The organism is Pseudogemmobacter humi (assembly GCF_900609055.1).
Classification (GTDB): domain Bacteria; phylum Pseudomonadota; class Alphaproteobacteria; order Rhodobacterales; family Rhodobacteraceae; genus Pseudogemmobacter; species Pseudogemmobacter humi.
Genome location: NZ_UXAW01000092.1, coordinates 1 through 19,116 on the forward strand (window position 1 = coordinate 1; position 19,116 = coordinate 19,116).

Sequence of the window (19,116 nt, forward strand, 5' to 3'; positions counted from 1 at the left end):
GGGTCCCGGGGGGCGGGCCTCCGGTTGTGGCTGCCCGTCAGCCTGTGCCGGCCACCGCCGGATTGAGGCGGGCCTCAAGCCAGGCGACGCCTTCCGGCAGGCTGCGCGGCCGGGACGGCGGGATAGGCGGGCGCCGGCACCGCTCAGGCCTCTGCCGCCAGCGCGATCTTCGTCTGCGCCTTCAGCGCCAGCGCCAGCGAGGCGAAACGCGCCTGCGCCACCTCGCCGAACAGGCCCGCGCCTTCCTCGGTCAGCTCCAGCCCCAGCACCTTCTTTTTCGGCAGCCAGATCAGCTTGCCCGCCCGCGCCGGATCGCCCACGGCGAACATCGCGCCGAAGCGCATCGCCTTGCCCAGCACTTCGGCCTGTTTCAGATCCTGGTCGGACAGAAGCCGGAACAGGGGCTCCAGCCGGCTGCCCGCGCGCGAGCTTTTGTAGCGGTGCAGAAGCGCGAGGCCGAGAAACACCCGGCCCGGATGGTCCAGCCCGCCCAGATTGGCGCGGGTCGCGTTGTCGAAACAGGCCTCGGCCCGGTAGTCGGGATGCGCGCGCCAGGTGGTGTCGTGCAGGAGGCAGGCCGCCTTGATCAGCCGCTGGCGGTCCTTGCTTTCGCCCTGGAACAGCGGCGCCAGAAAGTCGTTGAGCTTCTTGCCGAAGCCCGGCATCCGGGCCTGGGTCCGCTCGGTCATCCGCGCGGCCTCGATCAGCGGGTCGCGCTCGCGCAGGCGTTCGGGCATCTGCTCGAACAAGAGGCCCTCGCGGATCCCGTAGGCGGAAACGTCGATCTCTTTCGGTTTCAGCACCCTGACCAGTTCGCGCAGCACCTCGCAGGCGGTGGGCACCAGTTCCATCCGCTCGGCCGAGGTGCCGGTGCGCGCGCGCAGCATCCCCGGATCCGAGGCCGCGATCCAGTCCAGCGTGTCGAGCAGGCTTTCCGGCGTCATCCGGTATTCGTGCAGCACCAGAAGGGGGTAGTTGCGCCGCTCCATATCCAGCCGGGCGATCACCCGCCACGAACCGCCGACGAGGTAGATCCGTTCCCCCTGCGAGCGGATCTGGCCCTGGGCCGCGCGCAGGATGCGGTCGATATGGTTCTGGCGTTTCTTCGCCCCGCCCGCCAGTTGCAGCAGACGGAACGGCCCGAGCCCGGTCGAAACCCTTTTGCCGACCTTGCCATCGCCGATCCGCGCCAGTTCCATCGAATTGCCGCCGAGATCGCAGACCACGCCCCTGGCGTCGGGCCAGCCGAGCAGCACCCCCTGGGCCGAGAGCCGCGCCTCTTCGGCGCCGTCGATCACATGCAGCCGCAGCCCGGTTTCGCGGAACACTTCCTCCTGGAAATCGGGGCCGTCCTTCGCCTCGCGGGTGGCGGCGGTGGCCACCACGGTCAGCGGGTCGATCTGCATCCCGCGCGCCAGCAGCGCGAAGCGTTTCAGCGCGGAAAGTGCGCGTTTGCGGCCCTCGGGGTGCAGGTGGCCGGTCTCGGCCAGCTCCTTGCCGAGGCCGCACATGATCTTTTCGTTGTAGAAATAGGCCGGGCTGCGCGCCGCGCCGTCGAACACCACCAGCCGCACCGAGTTCGATCCGACATCGACCACCCCCACCCGCGACAGCGCCCTCGCGCCGTCATCCTGGAACAGCGGCCGGCCGAACGGCGCCCATTCCTCGTCGTGATGCGGCTCAGGGGCCGCAGGTGCGGCTGCGGGCGGGGTGGGCTGTTCGTCGGCGCTCATCGCAACTCCGGGTTCGTGTCACCGTTGTTTTTGCAGGCAGGATTTCGCCCGGTCAACCGCATGAACCCGGTCCGCGTTGTATTCGTGCCCCCTGCGGCACCGGAGCGCAGGGGGAAATCGCCCGCAGGGATCAGCCGTTTGCGACCGGTTTCGCGGCCTCTTCGTCGCGGGAGGCGAGGATCCGTGGGGCATCCTTGGCCCCCGCCGTGCCGCGCCCCGAAAGCGAGGGATTTTCCATGAAGAAGCGGTGGCAGTTGAACAGCGGCCCCTCGCCCGAGAGGTCGCGGTGATAGGTGCCGTCGGGCGAGAGCACCCAGCTTTGCGCCTCATCGGCCAGATTCGCCGCCATGATCTGCGACAGGATCTGGCTTTTCACCGTGGGGTTCATCGCCTCGACCAGGGTTTCCACCCGGCGGTTGAGGTTGCGGCCCATCCAGTCGGCCGAAGAGATGAAGACCCGCGCCTTCTGCGCCGGCAGACCATAGCCGTTGCCGAAACAGACGATGCGCGAATGTTCGAGGAAGCGGCCGACGATGCTTTTAACGCGGATGTTCTCGGACAGGCCCTGCACCCCGGGGCGCAGCCCGCAGATGCCGCGGATCACCAGACTGATCTTCACCCCGGCCTGGCTGGCGGCGTAAAGCGCGTCGATCACCTCGGCGTCGATCACGCTGTTCATCTTGGCCCAGATCTCGGCCGGGCGGCCCGCCTTCGCATGTTCGGCCTCGGCCGCGATCAGCGCCAGCAGACGCGGCTTCAGCGTGATCGGCGAGATGGCGAGATTCTCCAGCCCCTGGGGCTGGACGTAGCCCGACAGATAGTTGAACACCCGGGTCGCATCGCGGCCCAGGGCGGCGTCGCAGGTGAAAAGCGAGAGGTCGGTGTAGATCCGCGCGGTGATCGGATGGTAGTTGCCGGTGCCGTAATGGGTGTAGGTCACGAGGCTGTCGCCCTCGCGCCGCACCACCGTCGAGATCTTGGCATGGGTTTTCAGGTTCATGAACCCGTAGACCACATGGGCGCCGGCGCGCTCCAGCCGCCGGCTCTGGCGGATGTTGGCGGCCTCGTCGAAGCGGGCCTTCAGCTCGACCAGCGCGGTGACGGATTTGCCGCTCTCCGCCGCCTCGCACAGCGCCGAGACGATCGGGCTGTCCCATGAGGTGCGGTAGAGCGTCTGCTTGATCGCCAGCACGTTCGGATCGCGCGCCGCCTGTTCAAGGAAGCGGATCACGGTGTCGAAGGTCTCATAGGGGTGGTGCAGAAGCATGTCCTTCTGCTTGATCGCGGCGAAGATATTGCCCTCGTGGTCGCGCACCCGTTCCGGCACGCGGGGGGTGAAGGGCGGCCAGAGAAGATCGGGGCGCGAGTTCAGCACCAGCGCCTTCAGATCGGCGACCCCGATCAGGCCCCTGACCTCGATCACCTCGTCCTCGTCGGCGTCGATCTCTTCCATGATCAGCGCGCGCAACTCGGGCGGCGCGCCTGCGGACATCTTCAGCCGGATCACCTCGCCCCGGCGGCGGCGTTTCAGCGCGGTCTCGAATTCGCGGACCAGATCTTCGGCCTCTTCCTCGACTTCGAGGTCGCTGTCGCGCAGCACCCGGAAGGTGCAGTGCCCGCGATCCGAGAACCCGGGGAACAGCATGTCGAGATGCAGGAGCAGCAATTCCTCCAGCGGCAGGAAGCGGTCCTCGCCGGGTTTACCCGGCAGCGCGACGAACCGCGTCACCTGCTGCGGGATCGGCAAAAGCGCGTTCAGCTTGCGCTTGTCGGTGGTGCGCTCCAGTTCCAGCGCCAGCGAAAAGCCGGTGTTGGGGATGAAGGGGAACGGGTGCGCCGGGTCGATGGCCAGCGGCGAGAGCACCGGAAAGACGTTCGACAGGAAGTATTCTTCCAGGAATTTCAGATCCCGCGCCGTCAGCTTGGAGCGGGTCAGCAGGACGATCCCCACCTCTTCCATCTCGGCGCGCAGCTTCTTGAACGTGGTCTGCTGGACCTGCATCAGCCGCCGTGCCTCGGCGTTGATCAGGGTCAGCTGCTCGGCCGGGGTGCGGCCGTCCTCGGAGATCACGCTGTTGCCCGAGCGGCGCAGCGCGCGCAGCCCCGCCACCCGGACGGTGTAGAACTCGTCAAGGTTGGTCGCCGAGATCGACAGGAACCGCAGCCGTTCCAGCAAGGGCACCGCCGGATTCGTGGCCTCTTCCAGCACGCGCCAGTTGAAGGCGAGCCAGCTCAGCTCGCGGTTGAAGAACCGCTTCGCGCCGCCGATGTCGTCGTCGGAAAGCGCGACGGCGGCGGGGGGGTCGGATTTGAGGAAATCTGCCTGTGTCATGAGCGGCTTATACTGTTGAGGACGCGGCATCGTTACGAACATTCTGTAACAGAAGGGTGAACGGGTCTATTCCGGCGGCAGCTCTTCCAGCACCTCGGCTGCGATGCGCAGCCCGGGCGCCGCCCCGCGCGCCAGCGCCAGCGCGTCGATCCGCGCCACGATCTCGCGCGCCGCCCCCACCGAGCGCGGCATCCGCGCCAGCAGCCAGGGGATCAGCGCGGTCGGCGGCTGGATCTGGCGGTCGGCGAACAGCTTGACCAGCACGCCCGAGAGCAGCGCATCGTCGGGGGCCTCCAGCCGGGTGACGGCGGCGGCCTGCATCCTGGACAGAAGGTCCGGCAGCACGAGGCCCCAGTCCCGCGGCGGAGTTGCGGCGGTGATCATGAGCCGCCCCTGCGGCAAAAGAAGATTGTGCAGATGGAACAGCGCCTCTTCCAGCGCGCGGCTGCCGCCGATCGCGGCCGCATCCTCGACCGCCACCGCGCCGCCCTGGGCAAGGAACGGCAGATCCGCCGCCGCCAGATCGCGGGCGTCGATCCGCAGCGCGCCGCAGTCTTCGGCCCAGATCGCGGCCAGATGGCTCTTGCCCGAGCCCCGGGGGCCGGTCAGCAGCATTTTGCCGCCGGGCCAGTCGCGCCAGCCGTCCACCGCCGAAAGCGCCAGCGCCGTGCGCGGCGTGACGAGGAAGGTCTCGCGCCGAAGATCCTCGCGCGGGGGCAGATCGAAGGTGAGCTGGCGGCTCACTTCCGGTCTCCGCGCTCGACGGGCAGGATGACGGTGGGCGGGCGCCCCGAGTAAAGCGGGCTCTCCTGGTATCTCTCGACCGCGAAGCGCACGAGGACGCCGATCACCGCCGCGACCGGCACCGCCACCAGCATGCCGACGAAGCCGAACAGCGAGCCGAAGGCCGACAAGGCGAGCAGCAGCCAGACCGGATGCAGGCCCACCGATTTGCCCATCAGCTTGGGCGTCAGGATATTGCCCTCGATGAACTGGCCCATGGCAAAGACGACGACGACCAGCAGCAGGCTGAGCCAGTCGCCCCAGAACTGGAACAGCGCCAGCCCGATCGCCAGCACGCCGCCGAGAAGCGCGCCGACATAGGGGATGAAGGTGATCGTCCCGGCGATGGCGCCGACGATCAGGCCGAATTGCAGCCCCGCGAGCATCAGCCCCACCGAGTAATAGATCGCCTGGATGATGCAGATCGTGACCTGGCCGCGCACGAAGCCCGACAGCACCTGGTCGGATTCGCGGGCGAGGCGGCGGATCACCGGCGCATGGTCGCGCGGCAGCAGCGCGTCGATCCGGGTGATCATCCGGTCCCAGTCCAGCAGCAGATAGAAGGCGACGACCGGCACCACCACCAGAAAGATCAGCATCGACACGAGGCCAAGCGCCGAAGTCAGCAGCCCGTTCGCCAGTTCCGCGCCGCGCGACTGGATCGCCTTGCCGATGGAATCGAGCGACTGCCGCACGGTCGAGGTGGAATCGGCGAGGTCGGGGAAGCGCTCCAGCAGAAAACCGTGCAGGCGCTGGAAGATGTCGGGCGCGGCATTGACCAGCGCGGTCAGCTGGTTGACCAGGGTGGGGATGATCGCCAGCGTGAGCAGGATGAAGATCAGCACCGCGACGAGGCTGATCAGCGCGGTGGCAGAGGTGCGCGACATGCCGGTGCGCTCCAGCCGGTCGGCGACGGGATCGAGGAAATAGGCGATGGCGCCGCCCACGAGGAAGGGCAGAAGCACGTTCCCCATAAGCCACAGCATCAGCAACAGGATGATGGCGGCGAGGCCCCAGTATTTCAGCTGATCGCGGATCGGAAGCGCCATGTCTGCCCTGTCTGCCTGCCTTCCCCGCTGATATTGCCCGCCCCGCCCCGCAGCGCAAGGGCGCATCCCCCGCCGCTCATCGACCCTTACGGGTCTTATCGCTGGCGAAGAGGCCCGTGAGGGCCGAAGAGCCCGCCGCAGAATTTCCCCCGGCGCTTGTGCTTGCCCGAAGCCGCGCCAGCCGCTAGGAACGGCGGGAACCGGATCTGATGAGGCCAGGATGCGTCTTTCCCGTTATTTTCTGCCCGTGCTGAAGGAAAACCCCGCCGAGGCGCAGATCGTCTCGCACCGCTACATGCTGCGCGCCGGCATGATCCGGCAGCAGGCGGCGGGGATCTATTCCTGGCTGCCGCTCGGCTACCGGGTTCTGAAACGCATCGAGCAGATCGTGCATGAGGAACAGCAGCGCGCGGGTCACATCCCGCTGCTGATGCCGACGCTGCAACCCGCCGATCTGTGGCGCGAATCCGGCCGCTACGACGATTACGGCCAGGAGATGCTGCGCATCAAGGACCGGCACGAGCGCGACATGCTTTACGGGCCGACGAACGAGGAGATGATCACCGACATCTTCCGCGCCCATGTCTCCAGCTACAAAGACCTGCCGCTGACGCTCTACCATATCCAGTGGAAATTCCGCGACGAGATGCGCCCGCGCTTCGGCGTGATGCGCGGCCGCGAATTCTACATGAAGGACGGCTACAATTTCGACGTGGACAAGGCGGCGGCTCTGCACGCCTACAACCGCCATATGGTCAGCTACCTGCGCACCTATGAGCGGATGGGCCTGACCGCGATCCCGATGCGCGCGGCCTCGGGGCCGATCGGCGGCGACAACACCCATGAATTCCTGGTGCTCGCGAACACCGGCGAGTCGGAAGTGTTCTACGACGACCGGGTGACCGGGCTGAAGCTGGGCGCGCGTCAGGTCGATTACGACGACCGCGCCGAGGTCGAGGGGATCTGCAAGGAGTTCACCACGCTCTACGCCCGCACCGACGAGACCCACGATCCGGCACTGTTCGATCAGATCCCCGAGGACCACCGCAAGGTCGGCCGCGGGATCGAGGTCGGCCAGATCTTCTATTTCGGCACCAAATATTCCGAGGCCATGGGCGCGACCGTGGTCACGAAAGACGGCAGCAAGGTGCCGGTCGAGATGGGCAGCCACGGGATCGGCGTCTCGCGCCTTCTGGGCGCGATCATCGAGGCCAGCCACGACGACAAGGGCATCATCTGGCCCGAGGGCGTGACGCCCTTCCCGGTCGGCATCGTCAATCTCAAACAGGGCGACGCGGCGGCGGATGCGGCCTGCGAGGGGCTGGAGAAGGCCCTGCTCGCGAAGGGGCTGGAGCCGCTCTACGACGACCGCGACGAGCGCGCCGGGGCGAAATTCGCCACGATGGATCTGATCGGCCTGCCCTGGCGGATCACCGTCGGCCCGCGGGGCCTCGCGAATGGCGTGGTCGAACTGACCTCGCGCCGCACCGGCGAGAGCGAGGAGATGTCGCCCGAGGCCGCGGTGGACCGGATCGCACAGATCTACGCCGCGCATCGCTGAGGGGGCGGGAATGATCGGAAAGGCCGTCTTCCTGGTGGGTGCGCTCGCAGGCGGGACCGGCCTTTCCCAGTTCCCCGAATTCTCGCAGCAATATCTGCAACGGCTGGCGGGGCAGGTCGACGCGCTGACCGTGGTGGTGCAGGATTTCGACGCATCTGCGCAGAAGAACGGGCTGACGCGCGAGGATGCGCTGGCCGAGCTGACCGGCACCGCCTTCCTGAGCGACCGCCAGCAGGATCTGCGCCGCACCTTCCTGCGCCATGCGCGGCTTTCCGACAATCTGGTCGCCCTGCGCGCGGCGGGGCCGCTGGAGCGGATGCTGATGCCGCAACGGCTGGGCGATCCGGAAACGCTGGCCGCCACATGGAGCGATTTCCGCCCGGCGGTTCCCGTTACCCTTGACGGGCTGGCGGCGGCGGGGATCGGGTTCCTCGGTGGTGGCGCGGCGCTGTCGGGGCTGCTCGCGCTGCTGTTGTGGCCGCTGCGGCGTTTTGCCGGCGGCTGACACCGCCCGCTCTGATCCTGGACTGCGCCCCCGGGATCGCCTGCGCCGGGCAGGGGCTTTCCCGCCGCCCGATCACCGGGCCTGCGGCGTTTTGCCGGGAGCCGGAGCCCGTCACCTTACGTCAGTTTGATCCGCCCGGCGTTGCTTTTGCGGCGGTGCAGCGTCATTTTACGGTAACGCTTTTCTGCAAGACTGAAGACATGACCCTGCCCGCCGACCACAGGCGCCTGTTCAAGCGCACCTTCTCGACCGGAGAGATCCTCGCCGACGGTATCGTCCATGCGCTGGCGCTGCTGGCCGGGCTGATCGCCTTTCCACTCTTGCTGTTTCATGCGCTGCAAACCTCGGGCATCGGGGTGTTCGCGGCGCTTGCGGTCTATGCGGCCGGGTTCTTCCTGATGTTCGGCTTTTCGCTGGCCTATAACATGGCGCCGCCCTCGGCGGTGAAATGGCTGCTGCGCCGGTTCGACCATTCGATGATCTATGTGATGATCGCGGGCACCTATACGGCGGTGATCTCGCAGTTCGACAGCCCCGGCTGGGCTTGGGGGCTGGGCGCGGTGGTCTGGTCGGGCGCGCTTCTGGGGATCCTCGTCAAGATCGTGCTGCCGGGGCGGTTCGACCGGCTGGCGATCCTCGTCTATATCCTGCTGGGCTGGGTCGGCATCATCGCCATCGGCCCGGTGACCATGGCTTTGCCCGAGGCCTCGCTCTGGCTGCTGCTCGCAGGCGGGCTGACCTATGTGGCGGGGGTGGCCTTCTACGTCTGGGACAGGCTGCGGTTTCAGAACGCGATCTGGCATCTGTTCGTCGCGGTGGCCTCGGGGCTGCATTTCGCCGCCATCGCGGTGGCGGTCGCGGTCTGAGGCCGCGCCGCCGGGCCGGAAGCACCGGCCCGGCAGAAAGATCTTACTTCAGTTCCGCGATCATCGCGTCGATGGCCTTGCAGGCCTCACCGATGTCGCCGCCATTGGCCTGCGCCTTCGCGGCCAGATCCTGGGCTTTGGGCGCAAGCGCGGCCAGCTTTTCGGGACTGGTCGCGCCGACTTCCTGCATTCTGGTCATCAGCTCGGTCAGCTTCTTTTCGGCCTCGGCCTCGGTGCAGGCGGGCTTGTCGTCGCAGGCGACAAGGAAAGCCGCGGCGCTGAGGGCGGCGAGAAGCGGGGCGATACGCATCGGAAGACTCCGTTGACTGCACATGATTGCCGCGGCCTTCACGCGACCGCGAGGCGCTTGTGAGCGAAAGTGACCCCCGCCGCCAGGGGGGAAACCGGGCGCGGGCGGAACCTTGCCGGGCTCACGCCGCCGCGAGCCCCGCGCGAGCGCCTTGACCTTTGGGGCGGCGCGGGTCAGGTTCGCCGCGATCCGCCGGGCGCCGCAGGCCGGGCATTCTCGGGCAGCAGGCAGATGGCAGCAAGAACCGCACCTTTCTCGGCATTCGAGTGGATGATCGCCTGGCGCTACCTGCGCGCGAAGCGGGCCGAGGGCGGCGTCTCCACCATGACCTGGATCAGCCTGACCGGCATCACGCTCGCGGTGATGGCGCTGGTCGTGACGCTGGCGGTCCGGTCCGGGTTCCGTGAGGAAATGGTAGACACGATCCTTGGCGCCAACGCCCATCTGACGGTCTACACCAGCGACCGGATGGACGAGAACGGCCGGCGCATCCGCGGCTTTGCCGGTTACGACGATCTGGCCGCGCGCATCGCCGGGGTGCCGGGCGTGACCCGCGCCGCGCCGCAGATCAAGGGCCAGGTCATGGTCTCGGACGGCGAGCGCACCGTGGGGGCCGAGGTCTTCGGCATCGCGCCGGAAGAACTGGCGGCGATCCCCCGGGTGGGCGAGGGCGCCACTGCCATCGGCGATCTGGCCGATTTCCCGAACGGAATCGCGCTCGGCTCGGGCATCGCGCGCGAGCTGGGGGTGACGGTGGGCGACCGGGTGCGGGTGATCTCGGCCTCGGGTGTGCGCACCGCCATGGGCACGGCACCGCGCACCAACGCCTATGATGTGGTCTATATCTTCACCGCCGGGCGCCTCGACATCGACAAGTCCCGGCTCTACATGCCCTTCACCGAGGCGCAGAGCTTCTTCAACCGCGAGGGTTTCGCCGACGAGATCGAGGTCATCGTCGAAAACCCCGACCGGATCGACCAGATGGTGCTGCCGGTGCTGAACGCCGCCGGGCCCGAGGCGATGCCCTGGACCTGGCGCGACTCGGCCGGCTCGTTCCTGCGCGCGCTGGATATCGAGGACAATGTGATGTTCCTCATCATGTCGATCCTGGTGCTGATCGCCTCGCTAAACATCGTTTCCGGCCTGATCATGCTGGTCAAGAACAAGGGCCGCGACATCGGCATCCTGCGCACCATGGGGCTGACCGAGGGCTCGGTCCTGCGGATCTTCTTCATCTGCGGCTCGGTCACCGGGGTGATCGGCACGATCTGCGGCGTGGCTTTGGGTTGCCTGATCGCGCTGAACATGGAGCATGTGATGGATTTCATCTCCTGGCTGAACGGGGGCGAGGTCTGGGATGCCTCGGTCCGCGGTATCTACAGCCTGCCCGCGAAATTACAGGCATGGGACGTGTTTTCCGCGGTGGCTTTGTCGCTGGGCCTGTCCTTCGGGGTGACCCTGTTCCCGGCCCGGCGCGCGGCGCGGATGAACCCGGTGGAGGCCCTGCGCTATGAGTGACGCCCTCACCCTCGACGCGATCACCAAGGGCTACAACCCGGGGAAACCCTCCGAGGTCCAGGTGCTGCGCGGCGCCTCGCTCAGCGTGAGGGTGGGCGAGGTGGTGGCGCTGGTCGCGCCCTCGGGCGCCGGAAAATCGACGCTTTTGCATATCGGGGGTCTGCTGGATACGCCCGACAGCGGGCGGGTGCTGCTGGCGGGGCGCGAGATGGGCGGCCTTTCCGACCGCGCCCGCACCGAGGCGCGGCGCGGCGACGTGGGCTTCATCTACCAGTTCCATCATCTGCTGCCCGAATTCACCGCGCTGGAAAACGTGGTGATCCCGCAGCTTGCCAACGGCACCGCCCCGGCGGCGGCGCGGGCTCGCGCGATGGAGCTTCTGGAAATGGTCGGCGTCGGCCCCCGCGCCAGCCACCGCCCGGCGGCTTTGTCGGGGGGCGAGCAGCAGCGCGTGGCCTTCTGCCGGGCGCTGGCGAACGGGCCCGGTCTGTTGCTGGCGGACGAGCCGACCGGCAACCTCGACCCTGCCACCTCGGACCAGGTTTTCGCCGCGCTGATGGCGCTGGTGCGCGGCACCGGCATGGCGGCGCTGATCGCCACCCACAATCTTGAGCTGGCGGCGCGGATGGACCGGATCGTGCGGCTCGACCAGGGCCGGGTGGTCTGAGGCTCGCGCCCGCGTCTGCGCGACCCGCAACCCGTTTGCGCGGCGGAGAGATCATTTGCCGCGCTTGCGCGGCGGGCGCTTGTCTGCCAGGGCTTCTCTCACGCAGCTGACCAGCAACGGAGACCGAGATGTGCCGCGCCCTGATGATCCTGCCCCTGGTCCTGGCCCTTGCCGCCTGTATCGACCGGCCGAAGACGCCCTCGGGCGCCGGGGATTACGCGGATTTCTGCGCGGGCTGCCATGGCGCCTCGGGGAAGGGTGACGGGCTGGCGGCGGGCGGGTTGCGCGCGAAACCCGCCGATCTGACCCGGCTGAGCGCGAAGAACGGCGGCAAATTCCCCGGCACCCGGGTGATGGCCAAGATCTGGGGTTATACCGGCAATCAGGACGATCATGCGGTGATGCCGGAATTCGCCGCGCTGCTCGACTCCGATCTGGTGCCCTTCGATGGCGGCGACGGTATCGCCACGCCCACGCCTTTGCGCCTCGTGCAACTGGCGGAATATCTGGAGACCCTTCAGAACTAACCTTCCGCGTGTGCTGCCCGCGCCCTCCGCCGGCCGCGCTACAGAAAATCGTGATACCGCGCGATTTCCGCCCCGCCGGAATTGCCCTCGGGCCGGGAATGGGTTTCCTTAAGCAAACCGGGCAGGATTACGAAATTACCCGGATGAGGCAGAGAACAGCAGGAAATTTTAGGTGGCAGGCATCTCCGGCAGCAGCGCGAAATGGAAGAAACTGATCTGGCCGACGATCGGCCTTACGGCGATCGCGGTCTCGTTCTGGTTTCTCGCACATGAACTTCAGGACATGTCCTGGCAGGCGCTCTGGGCCGGTTTCGCCGCCATCACGCCGGTTCACTGGGGGCTGATCGTGCTTTGCACCCTGTGCTGCTACGTCAACCTCGCGCTTTACGACGTGATCGCGCTTCAGCATCTGAAGAAGCGGGTGGGGTTTGGCTTTGTCACCGGCTGCGCGCTGACCACCTATTCGCTGGCGCATACCATCGGGGCCTCGGCCTTCACCGGGGCGGTGATCCGCTACCGCGCCTATACGACCAAGGGGCTGAGCGGCCCCGAGGTGGGCGTGCTGGTCACCTTCTGCTCGCTGACCTTCTCGCTGGCGGTGATGATCGTGCTGGGGGTCGCGTTCCTGGTGACGCCCGATCTGGGTGACCGGCTGACGCAGTTCCTGTCGCCCACCCTGGTGCAGTGGCTGGCGGCTGCAACGCTGATGATCGTGGTGCTCTATCTGATCTCTTCGGCGCTCGGTCTGCCCGATCTCAGGATCCGCAATTTCCACATCTCCTATCCGCGGCTGCCGATCGCGCTGAAACAGGTGACCATCGCGCCGGTGGAGCTCTTGTTCGCCGCCGGGATCCTCTATTTCGCGCTGCCGGCCGAGGGCAACCCCGGCTATATGGTGGTGATGGGGGTCTTCGTGGTCGGCTTCTCGCTGGCGCTTTTGTCGCATGCGCCGGGGGGGCTGGGGGTGTTTGAACTGGCGGTGATCACCGGCCTGCCGGAGTTCGAGCCCGAGACGGTGCTGGCGGCGCTGCTGGTGTTCCGCATGTTCTACCTGATCTTCCCGCTGATCCTCGGCCTGATCCTGGTGGCCCTGTTCGAGCACGGACAGCTTCGCGGCAAACGCCAGCCGGAAGGAGCGTGATGCACCTGTGCCAAGGGTATTTTACACGGCTGGCCCCGGAAATGCCTTCGGCACCCTGCGCGATTTCATCGAAGGGCGCGAGGATGGCAGCACGTCGCATGTCGCCTATTCGCGGCAGTTCTACGAGGCCTGCGCCCGCCACGGCGCCACCGCGCGGGTGACCTGCACCCATGAGGGCGATGACGCCGGGCGCCTGAGCGGGCGCGGGATCGAACTGGTCCGCCGCGAGAACCCCTCGGCCGGGAAAACCGGCCTTTCCTGGTATTGGGCCGAATGGCGGAAGGCGCGGCGCAACATGGCCGAGGCGCGGCGCTTCGGCGCCGATCTGGTGGTGCTGGCCGAGGACAGCCAGCCCGTCTTCTACGCGCCGCTGCTGCGCCGGGGCGTGACGGTGGTGCAGGTGCTGCACACGCGGCTGTGGCGCGAGGGGGCGCGGCCCAGCCCGATGCAGCGGCTGTGGCTTGCCGGGTTCGGCCGCGCCTGCGCCGGGCGGCTGGCGGCGGTGCTGAGCTGTTCGGATGTGGTGACCGGACAGGTCCGCCGGCTGGCAGGGGACCGGCTCTCGCCGGTGATCGAATTCCTGCCGCTCTACCGCCCGCATCACTACGGCGGGATCAAGCCGCCTGATGTGGCGGCCACGCGACCGGGGATCGCCTTCGTGGGCCGGGTCGAGGCCAACAAGGGCGTGTTCGATCTGATCCGGGCCGGGCGCAGTCTTGCGGCGCAGGGCACTCCGGCGCAGTTCCACATCTGCGGCACCGGCCCCGCGCTGGAGGCGATGCGCGCGGCCGCTGCGGCGGCGGGGCTGGGCGACAGCTTCACCTTCCATGGCTGGTGCGACCGCGCCCGGCTGCGCGAGGTGCTGGCCGGATGCCAGATCGGCGTGGTGCCGACCCGCTCGGGCTTTATCGAAGGGTTCAACCAGGTCGCGGTGGAGATGGTGCTGGCCGGACGGCCGGTGGTGGTCTCGGATGTCTGCCCGGCGGCGGCCTACCTGGGCGAGGCGGCGGTTTCCTTTCCGGCGGACGATGTGCCCGCGATGAGCGCCGCGCTCGGGCGTCTGATCGCGGACCGCGCGGAACTCGCCCGCCGCGCGGCGGCCTGCGCGGGCGCAGGTGCGCGTTTCTTCGACGAGCGCGCCTCATTCGGCGCCGCGCTGGACGAAATCTTCGCGGCCTTGGGCGAAAAGCGCGCGCCCTGCTCGCGGATCATCCCGCCACGGGGCTGAGGCGGGCCTTCCGCCCGGCCACGGGATGGCCGACGCTGCGGAAAGAGCGGGCGATGGGCCATGCAGCGCCCCGGCGGAGCGTCATCGAGCACGAACGCCCCACTGGGACAGGCTACAGGAGGGGCAGGCTACAGGCTGTTCACATGCCACAGCGGGCAGAGCCGCTGACCTTTCCCAGGCGCCGCGGCTCCGCCCGGTCAGACGTCCAGTTCCTCGGCGAAACGGGCGTTTTCCTGGATGAACTGAAAGCGCAGCTCGGGCTTCTTGCCCATCAGCCGCTCGACCAGATCGCCGGTCGAGCCGCTTTCATCCTCGTCGATCGACACCCGGATCAGCTTTCTGGATGCAGGATTCATCGTGGTGTCCTTCAGGTCCTTGGCGTCCATCTCGCCAAGCCCCTTGAAGCGCTGCACGTCGATCTTGCCCTTGCCGCCCAGACCTTTCGCCAGCCATTCCTCTTTCTCGGCGTCGTCGGCGACGTAAAGCCGCTTCGCGCCCTGGGTCAGCCGGTAGAGCGGCGGGCAGGCGAGATAGAGATGGCCCTTGTCGATCAGCGGCCGCATCTGGGTGAAGAAGAAGGTCATCAGAAGCGAGGCGATATGCGCGCCGTCGACATCGGCGTCGGTCATGATGATGATCTTATCGTAGCGCAGATCGTCGACCCGGAACTTCGCGCCCATCCCGACGCCGAGCGCCTCGCAGATGTCGCGGATCTCGGCATTGTCGCCCAGTTTGTTCGAGGCCGCGCCCAGCACGTTCAGCACCTTGCCGCGCAGGGGCAGCAAAGCCTGGAAATTGCGCTCGCGCGCGCCTTTGGCGCTGCCCCCGGCGCTGTCGCCCTCGACGATGAACAGTTCCGTCCCCGCCCGGTTCGAGGCCGAGCAATCGACCAGCTTCCCCGGCAGCCGCAGCTTGCGGGTGGCGGATTTGCGCTGCGTCTCCTTCTCGGCGCGGCGTTTCAGCCGCTCCTCGGCGCGCAGCACGAGGAAGTCGAGGATCGCGCCCGCCGATTTCGGATCGGCGGCAAGCCAGGTGTCGAAATGGTCGCGCACCGCGTTTTCCACCCATTTCGCCGCCTCTTCAGTGGCGAGGCGGTCCTTGGTCTGGCCCACGAACTGCGGCTCGCGGATGAAGATCGAGATCAGCGCGCAGCCGCCGGTCAGCATGTCCTCGCGGGTGATCTGATCGGCCTTGCGGTTCTTCACCCGCTCGCCGTAAGCGCGGATGCCTTTCAGGATCGCGGCCCAGAACCCCGCCTCATGGGTGCCGCCCTCGGGCGTGGGCACCGTGTTGGTGTAGGACGAGATGAAACCGTCGCGCATCGGCGTCCAGTTCACCGCCCATTCGACCGAGCCCGGCACGCCGAATTTCTCGCGGAACCCCACCTTTCCGGCGAAGGGCTTCTCGGCATAGGTCGATTCCTTCGCCAGCTGGTCGGACAGATATTCCGCAAGGCCGCCCGGGTAGTGGAAGGTGGCTTCCTGCGGCATGTCGCCATCGGGGAGGGCGGATTTCCAGCGGATCTCGACGCCCGAGAACAGATAGGCCTTCGAGCGCACCATCTTCATCAGCCGCGAGGGGCGGAAGGTCTGATGGCCGAAGATCTCGGGATCGGGATGGAAGATCACCGTGGTGCCGCGCCGGTTGGGGGCGGGTCCGATCTTTTCCACCGGCCCGAGCGGCTTGCCGCGCGAGAACTCCTGGACATAGAGCTCGCGGTTCCTTGCCACCTCGACCCGCAGGATGTCCGACAGCGCGTTGACCACCGACGAGCCGACGCCGTTCAGCCCTCCGCTCGTCTCGTAAGCGTCGCCGTTGAACTTGCCGCCCGCGTGCAGCGTGCAGAGAATGACCTCCAGCGCCGATTTGTCGGGAAACTTCGGATGCGGATCGACCGGGATGCCGCGGCCGTTGTCGCGGATCAGCACGGATCCGTCGGCGTTCAGCTCCACCTCGATGCGGTTGGCGTGGCCCGCGACGGCCTCGTCCATGGCGTTGTCGAGGATCTCGGCCGCCATATGGTGATAGGCGCGCTCGTCGATGCCGCCGATATACATGCCCGGGCGCATGCGCACGGCTTCCAGGGGCTCAAGCACCTCGATCGATGAGGCGTCATAGCTCTGGGCCGCCGTGGGGGCGAGAAGGTCTTTGGACATCATGCGCTCTGGGGGGCTGCTCTGTTCTTCGTTGCCGCAGCATTAGACCATCCCTGAGGGGGCGGGCGCAAGATGCGGTGTCGCCGCATCGGGGCGGCCGGGCAGGAGGGGGCCCGAAGATGCTGGCTCGAACCAATGGCGCCTGCATCCTCACCCCCTCGCGCTGGCGCGCTCACCCCCAGGATATTCAGAGACAGAAAATAAGCAGGCCGGGCATTTTCTGTCTCGAAATATCCCCGCCGGAGGCAGCGCCGCCCGCAAGGGCGGCGCGTTCTTTTTCAGCGCCAGCCGAGCGCGGGCGCAACATGTTTCAGGACCGATTCCAGCAGATGGGCGTTATACTCCACCCCCAGCGTGTTCGGCACGGTCAGCAACAGCGTATCGGCCTCGGCGATGGCCTCGTCCTGTTTCAGCATTTCGACCAGCCGGTCCGGCTCGCCGACATAGCTGCGGCCGAAGACGGCGCGGAAATTGTCGATCTGGCCGATCTGGTCCTGTTCCGGCCTTCCGTCGCCGAAATACATCCGGTCCCGGTCGTCCATCAGCGGAAAGATCGAGCGGCTGACCGAAGTGCGCGGCGCGTGGCTGTGCCCGGCGGCGGCGAAGGCCTCGCGGTATTTGCGCAACTGCTTCGCCTGCTGGACATGCAAGGGCTCGCCGCTCTCGTCGAGTTTCAGCGTCGAGCTTTGCAGATGCATGCCCAGCGTGCCCGCCCAGACCGCCGTCGCATCCGAGGCCGCGCCCCACCAGATCCGCTGCCTCAGCCCCTCGGAGAACGGCTCCAGCCGCAGAAGGCCCGGCGGATTGGGGAACATCGGGCGCGGATTGGGTTTGGCGAAGCCCTTGCCCTCCATCAGTTCGAGGAACTTCAGCGCATGGTCGCGCGCCATGTCCTGATCCGTCTCGCCTTCTTTCGGCGCATAGCCGAAGTGGCGCCAGCCGTCGATCACCTGTTCGGGGCTGCCGCGCGAGATCCCGAGTTGCAGCCGCCCGCCCGAGATCAGATCGGCGGCGCCCGCGTCCTCGGCCATGTAGAACGGGTTCTCGTAGCGCATGTCGATCACGCCGGTGCCGATCTCGATCCGCTTCGTACGCGCGCCGATGGCGGCGAGCAGCGGGAAGGGCGAGGAAAGCTGGCGCGCGAAGTGATGCACCCGGAACCAGGCGCCGTCGGCACCGAGTTCCTCGGCGGCCTCGGCCAGTTCGATGGATTGCAGCAGCACGTCTTCGGCGGAACGGGTGACTGAACCCTGCTGGCCCGACCAGTGGCCGAAGGAGAGGAAACCGATTTTCTTCATGACAAGGCCCTTTGCTCTGGCGCGGCCCCGAAGGCGCGCGTTGGAGCAGAAACTGGGGGCGCGGCCCGCGCTCTGCCAGTGGCGCCGATGCGCAGCGACTGTGCGCGGTTGCGCTCAGGCCGGTTCCGCGAGCCGCTTTTCCCACATCGCCTGAAAGCCCGGCCTGGCCTGGCAGCGCCCGATCCAGGCTTTCACCTTCGGGAATTCCGCGATCAGGGCGCTGTGTTCCTGGGCGTAGCGCAGGCATTCGGCGGTGTTGATGTCCGCCACGGTGAAGCGGTCGCCCACCATCCAGTCATGCGCGGTCAGGTGACGCTCCAGCCGCGCCAGCGGGCGGCGCAGCTTCTCGGCGCTGACGGCGATGGCGGCGCGGGTCTCGGGCTGGCTCTCGCCACCGGCGCCGATCGCGTAAAGGATTTCCAGCGCGGGCGTCTCGACCGAGGTGGCCGCGAACAGGGCCCATTGCTCCATCAGCGCCTGTTCCGCGCCATCCTGCGGGCCGAGCAAGCCGCCGTGGCGGCGCGCGATATGCAGCGTGATCGCCAGCGATTCCGTCAGCACGAGGCCGTCCTCCTCCATCGCGGGGATCTGGCCCTGGGGGTTGACCGCAAGATAAGCGGGCGAGACGGTGTTCAGGGCTGCATCCGCGGCGCGGGCGTCTTTCAGCCGGTAGGCCTGAATGACCGGCACATGGATGAAATCGGCGCCGCATTCGGCCAGCAGCCAGAGCGGGCGCGAGGCACGGGAACGACAGACGCCGTAGAGGGTGATCATGGCCGGGGCTCCGGGGCAGGCAGGGCAGGGGCGGGTCGCCCTATCCATAACGGGAAGCGCGGGGGGACGCCATGGCACAGGCGGCCGCAGACGCAGAAGGGGATTTTCTTTTCCGCCGTCCGGCCGCAAGGGGGCGGGCATGCTGCGGCGACCGGCGCGGGCGAAAGGGTGATTCCCTGCCACCCGCTTGTGGTTTGCGTCCGCGCGGGGCGATCCGGGCGCCGCGGCCATGGCGGGGGCGGACGCGGGGCGAGATAATTCATTTGTAAAACAAGCCCGATCAGATCCGGTGCCAAAGCCCGGGGAAAAAGCGTTAGGTGGCGGAAATCCACCAGGTTATGCTGGTTTTACGGCAGAATGCGGGGCTGCCCGCAGGCGCCCCGGCCGTGGTTTCGCGGTGGTCTCTTTACTTGCGGTATTGTGACATGAATTTCCTTCGTAGGCAGGGTGGCTTCTGATCCGAAGCCACCCTGTTCCGTTTTGTCAGGCTGCGCTTTGTCAGACAGCACGGATGTGGCGGATCGGCCGCGCTGCCCTGTGGAAATCCGCCGCATTGACGCGGATCAAAGCGCGCCGCGGCCCGACACGCGAAGACTGGCGGATCAGCGTCAGGAGTATGCGTATGAGTTCACAGCCTCTGCCCGGAATGCCCCCCGCCGCCCCCGTTG

Annotated in this window: 16 protein-coding genes; 8 read left to right on the forward strand and 8 right to left on the reverse strand. The window is 67.5% G+C overall.

Going from position 1 to position 19,116, the window contains the following annotated elements; translation table 11 throughout:
- Positions 1-143 precede the first annotated feature (143 nt).
- The 4 genes from XINFAN_RS17125 to XINFAN_RS17140 all read right to left on the reverse strand — a co-directional run bounded on the left by XINFAN_RS17125 (position 144) and on the right by XINFAN_RS17140 (position 5,897).
- A complete protein-coding gene (locus XINFAN_RS17125; RefSeq protein ID WP_124088090.1) occupies positions 144-1,733 on the reverse strand; it encodes a Ppx/GppA family phosphatase in 1,590 nt (529 codons plus the stop codon).
- Between the two features lie 130 nt (positions 1,734-1,863).
- Positions 1,864-4,065 (reverse strand): RNA degradosome polyphosphate kinase, encoded by a 2,202-nt coding sequence (locus tag XINFAN_RS17130; protein WP_124088091.1) that lies wholly within the window; start codon positions 4,063-4,065, stop codon positions 1,864-1,866.
- A gap of 66 nt (positions 4,066-4,131) precedes the next feature.
- Entirely contained in the window at positions 4,132-4,809 is a 678-nt protein-coding gene (locus tag XINFAN_RS17135; protein ID WP_124088092.1) for a P-loop NTPase family protein, read from the reverse strand.
- Positions 4,806-5,897 carry an AI-2E family transporter gene (locus XINFAN_RS17140; protein WP_124088093.1) on the reverse strand — a complete coding sequence of 364 codons (1,092 nt, stop codon included), beginning with the start codon at positions 5,895-5,897 and terminating at the stop codon, positions 4,806-4,808. Before XINFAN_RS17140 ends, XINFAN_RS17135 begins: the two co-directional genes overlap by 4 nt.
- A 220-nt stretch (positions 5,898-6,117) precedes the next feature.
- Between XINFAN_RS17140 and proS the strand changes: the two genes are divergently transcribed.
- From proS to trhA, 3 genes are all read left to right on the forward strand, one after another.
- Entirely contained in the window at positions 6,118-7,458 is a 1,341-nt protein-coding gene (proS, locus tag XINFAN_RS17145; RefSeq protein WP_124088094.1) for a proline--tRNA ligase, read from the forward strand.
- A gap of 10 nt (positions 7,459-7,468) precedes the next feature.
- The gene (locus XINFAN_RS17150) at positions 7,469-7,963 is read left to right on the forward strand and encodes a DUF2937 family protein (protein WP_124088095.1); all 495 of its coding nucleotides are present in this window, start codon (positions 7,469-7,471) and stop codon (positions 7,961-7,963) included.
- A 200-nt stretch (positions 7,964-8,163) separates the two neighbouring features.
- A complete protein-coding gene (trhA, locus tag XINFAN_RS17155; RefSeq protein ID WP_124088096.1) occupies positions 8,164-8,829 on the forward strand; it encodes a PAQR family membrane homeostasis protein TrhA in 666 nt (221 codons plus the stop codon).
- A gap of 43 nt (positions 8,830-8,872) precedes the next feature.
- Here the strand turns inward: trhA and XINFAN_RS17160 are convergent, their stop codons facing one another.
- Positions 8,873-9,139: a hypothetical protein gene (locus XINFAN_RS17160; RefSeq protein WP_124088097.1), complete on the reverse strand. Its 267-nt coding sequence runs from the start codon at positions 9,137-9,139 to the stop codon at positions 8,873-8,875.
- Positions 9,140-9,370: 231 nt separating this feature from the next.
- Between XINFAN_RS17160 and XINFAN_RS17165 the strand changes: the two genes are divergently transcribed.
- The 5 genes from XINFAN_RS17165 (at position 9,371) to XINFAN_RS17185 (ending at position 14,220) form a co-directional block, all read left to right on the forward strand.
- Complete coding sequence (locus XINFAN_RS17165) at positions 9,371-10,657, forward strand: lipoprotein-releasing ABC transporter permease subunit (RefSeq protein ID WP_124088098.1); 1,287 nt, start codon at positions 9,371-9,373, stop codon at positions 10,655-10,657.
- Positions 10,650-11,324, forward strand: coding sequence for an ABC transporter ATP-binding protein (locus XINFAN_RS17170; protein WP_124088099.1), 675 nt, complete (start codon positions 10,650-10,652; stop codon positions 11,322-11,324). The genes XINFAN_RS17165 and XINFAN_RS17170 overlap by 8 nt, the downstream gene beginning before the upstream one ends.
- A gap of 128 nt (positions 11,325-11,452) precedes the next feature.
- A complete protein-coding gene (locus tag XINFAN_RS17175; protein WP_124088100.1) occupies positions 11,453-11,851 on the forward strand; it encodes a c-type cytochrome in 399 nt (132 codons plus the stop codon).
- Positions 11,852-12,023: 172 nt separating this feature from the next.
- Complete coding sequence (locus tag XINFAN_RS17180) at positions 12,024-12,992, forward strand: lysylphosphatidylglycerol synthase domain-containing protein (RefSeq protein ID WP_199286453.1); 969 nt, start codon at positions 12,024-12,026, stop codon at positions 12,990-12,992.
- 7 nt (positions 12,993-12,999) lie between these two features.
- Positions 13,000-14,220 carry a glycosyltransferase family 4 protein gene (locus XINFAN_RS17185; protein WP_124088101.1) on the forward strand — a complete coding sequence of 407 codons (1,221 nt, stop codon included), beginning with the start codon at positions 13,000-13,002 and terminating at the stop codon, positions 14,218-14,220.
- A 197-nt stretch (positions 14,221-14,417) separates the two neighbouring features.
- Here XINFAN_RS17185 and XINFAN_RS17190 read toward each other — a convergent pair whose 3' ends face one another.
- From XINFAN_RS17190 to XINFAN_RS17200, 3 genes are all read right to left on the reverse strand, one after another.
- Complete coding sequence (locus tag XINFAN_RS17190; protein ID WP_124088102.1) at positions 14,418-16,376, reverse strand: DNA gyrase/topoisomerase IV subunit B; 1,959 nt, start codon at positions 16,374-16,376, stop codon at positions 14,418-14,420.
- A gap of 278 nt (positions 16,377-16,654) precedes the next feature.
- Positions 16,655-17,674: an LLM class flavin-dependent oxidoreductase gene (locus XINFAN_RS17195; RefSeq protein WP_124088103.1), complete on the reverse strand. Its 1,020-nt coding sequence runs from the start codon at positions 17,672-17,674 to the stop codon at positions 16,655-16,657.
- Positions 17,675-17,788: 114 nt separating this feature from the next.
- Positions 17,789-18,448, reverse strand: coding sequence for a glutathione S-transferase family protein (locus tag XINFAN_RS17200; protein WP_124088104.1), 660 nt, complete (start codon positions 18,446-18,448; stop codon positions 17,789-17,791).
- Positions 18,449-19,116 lie beyond the last annotated feature (668 nt).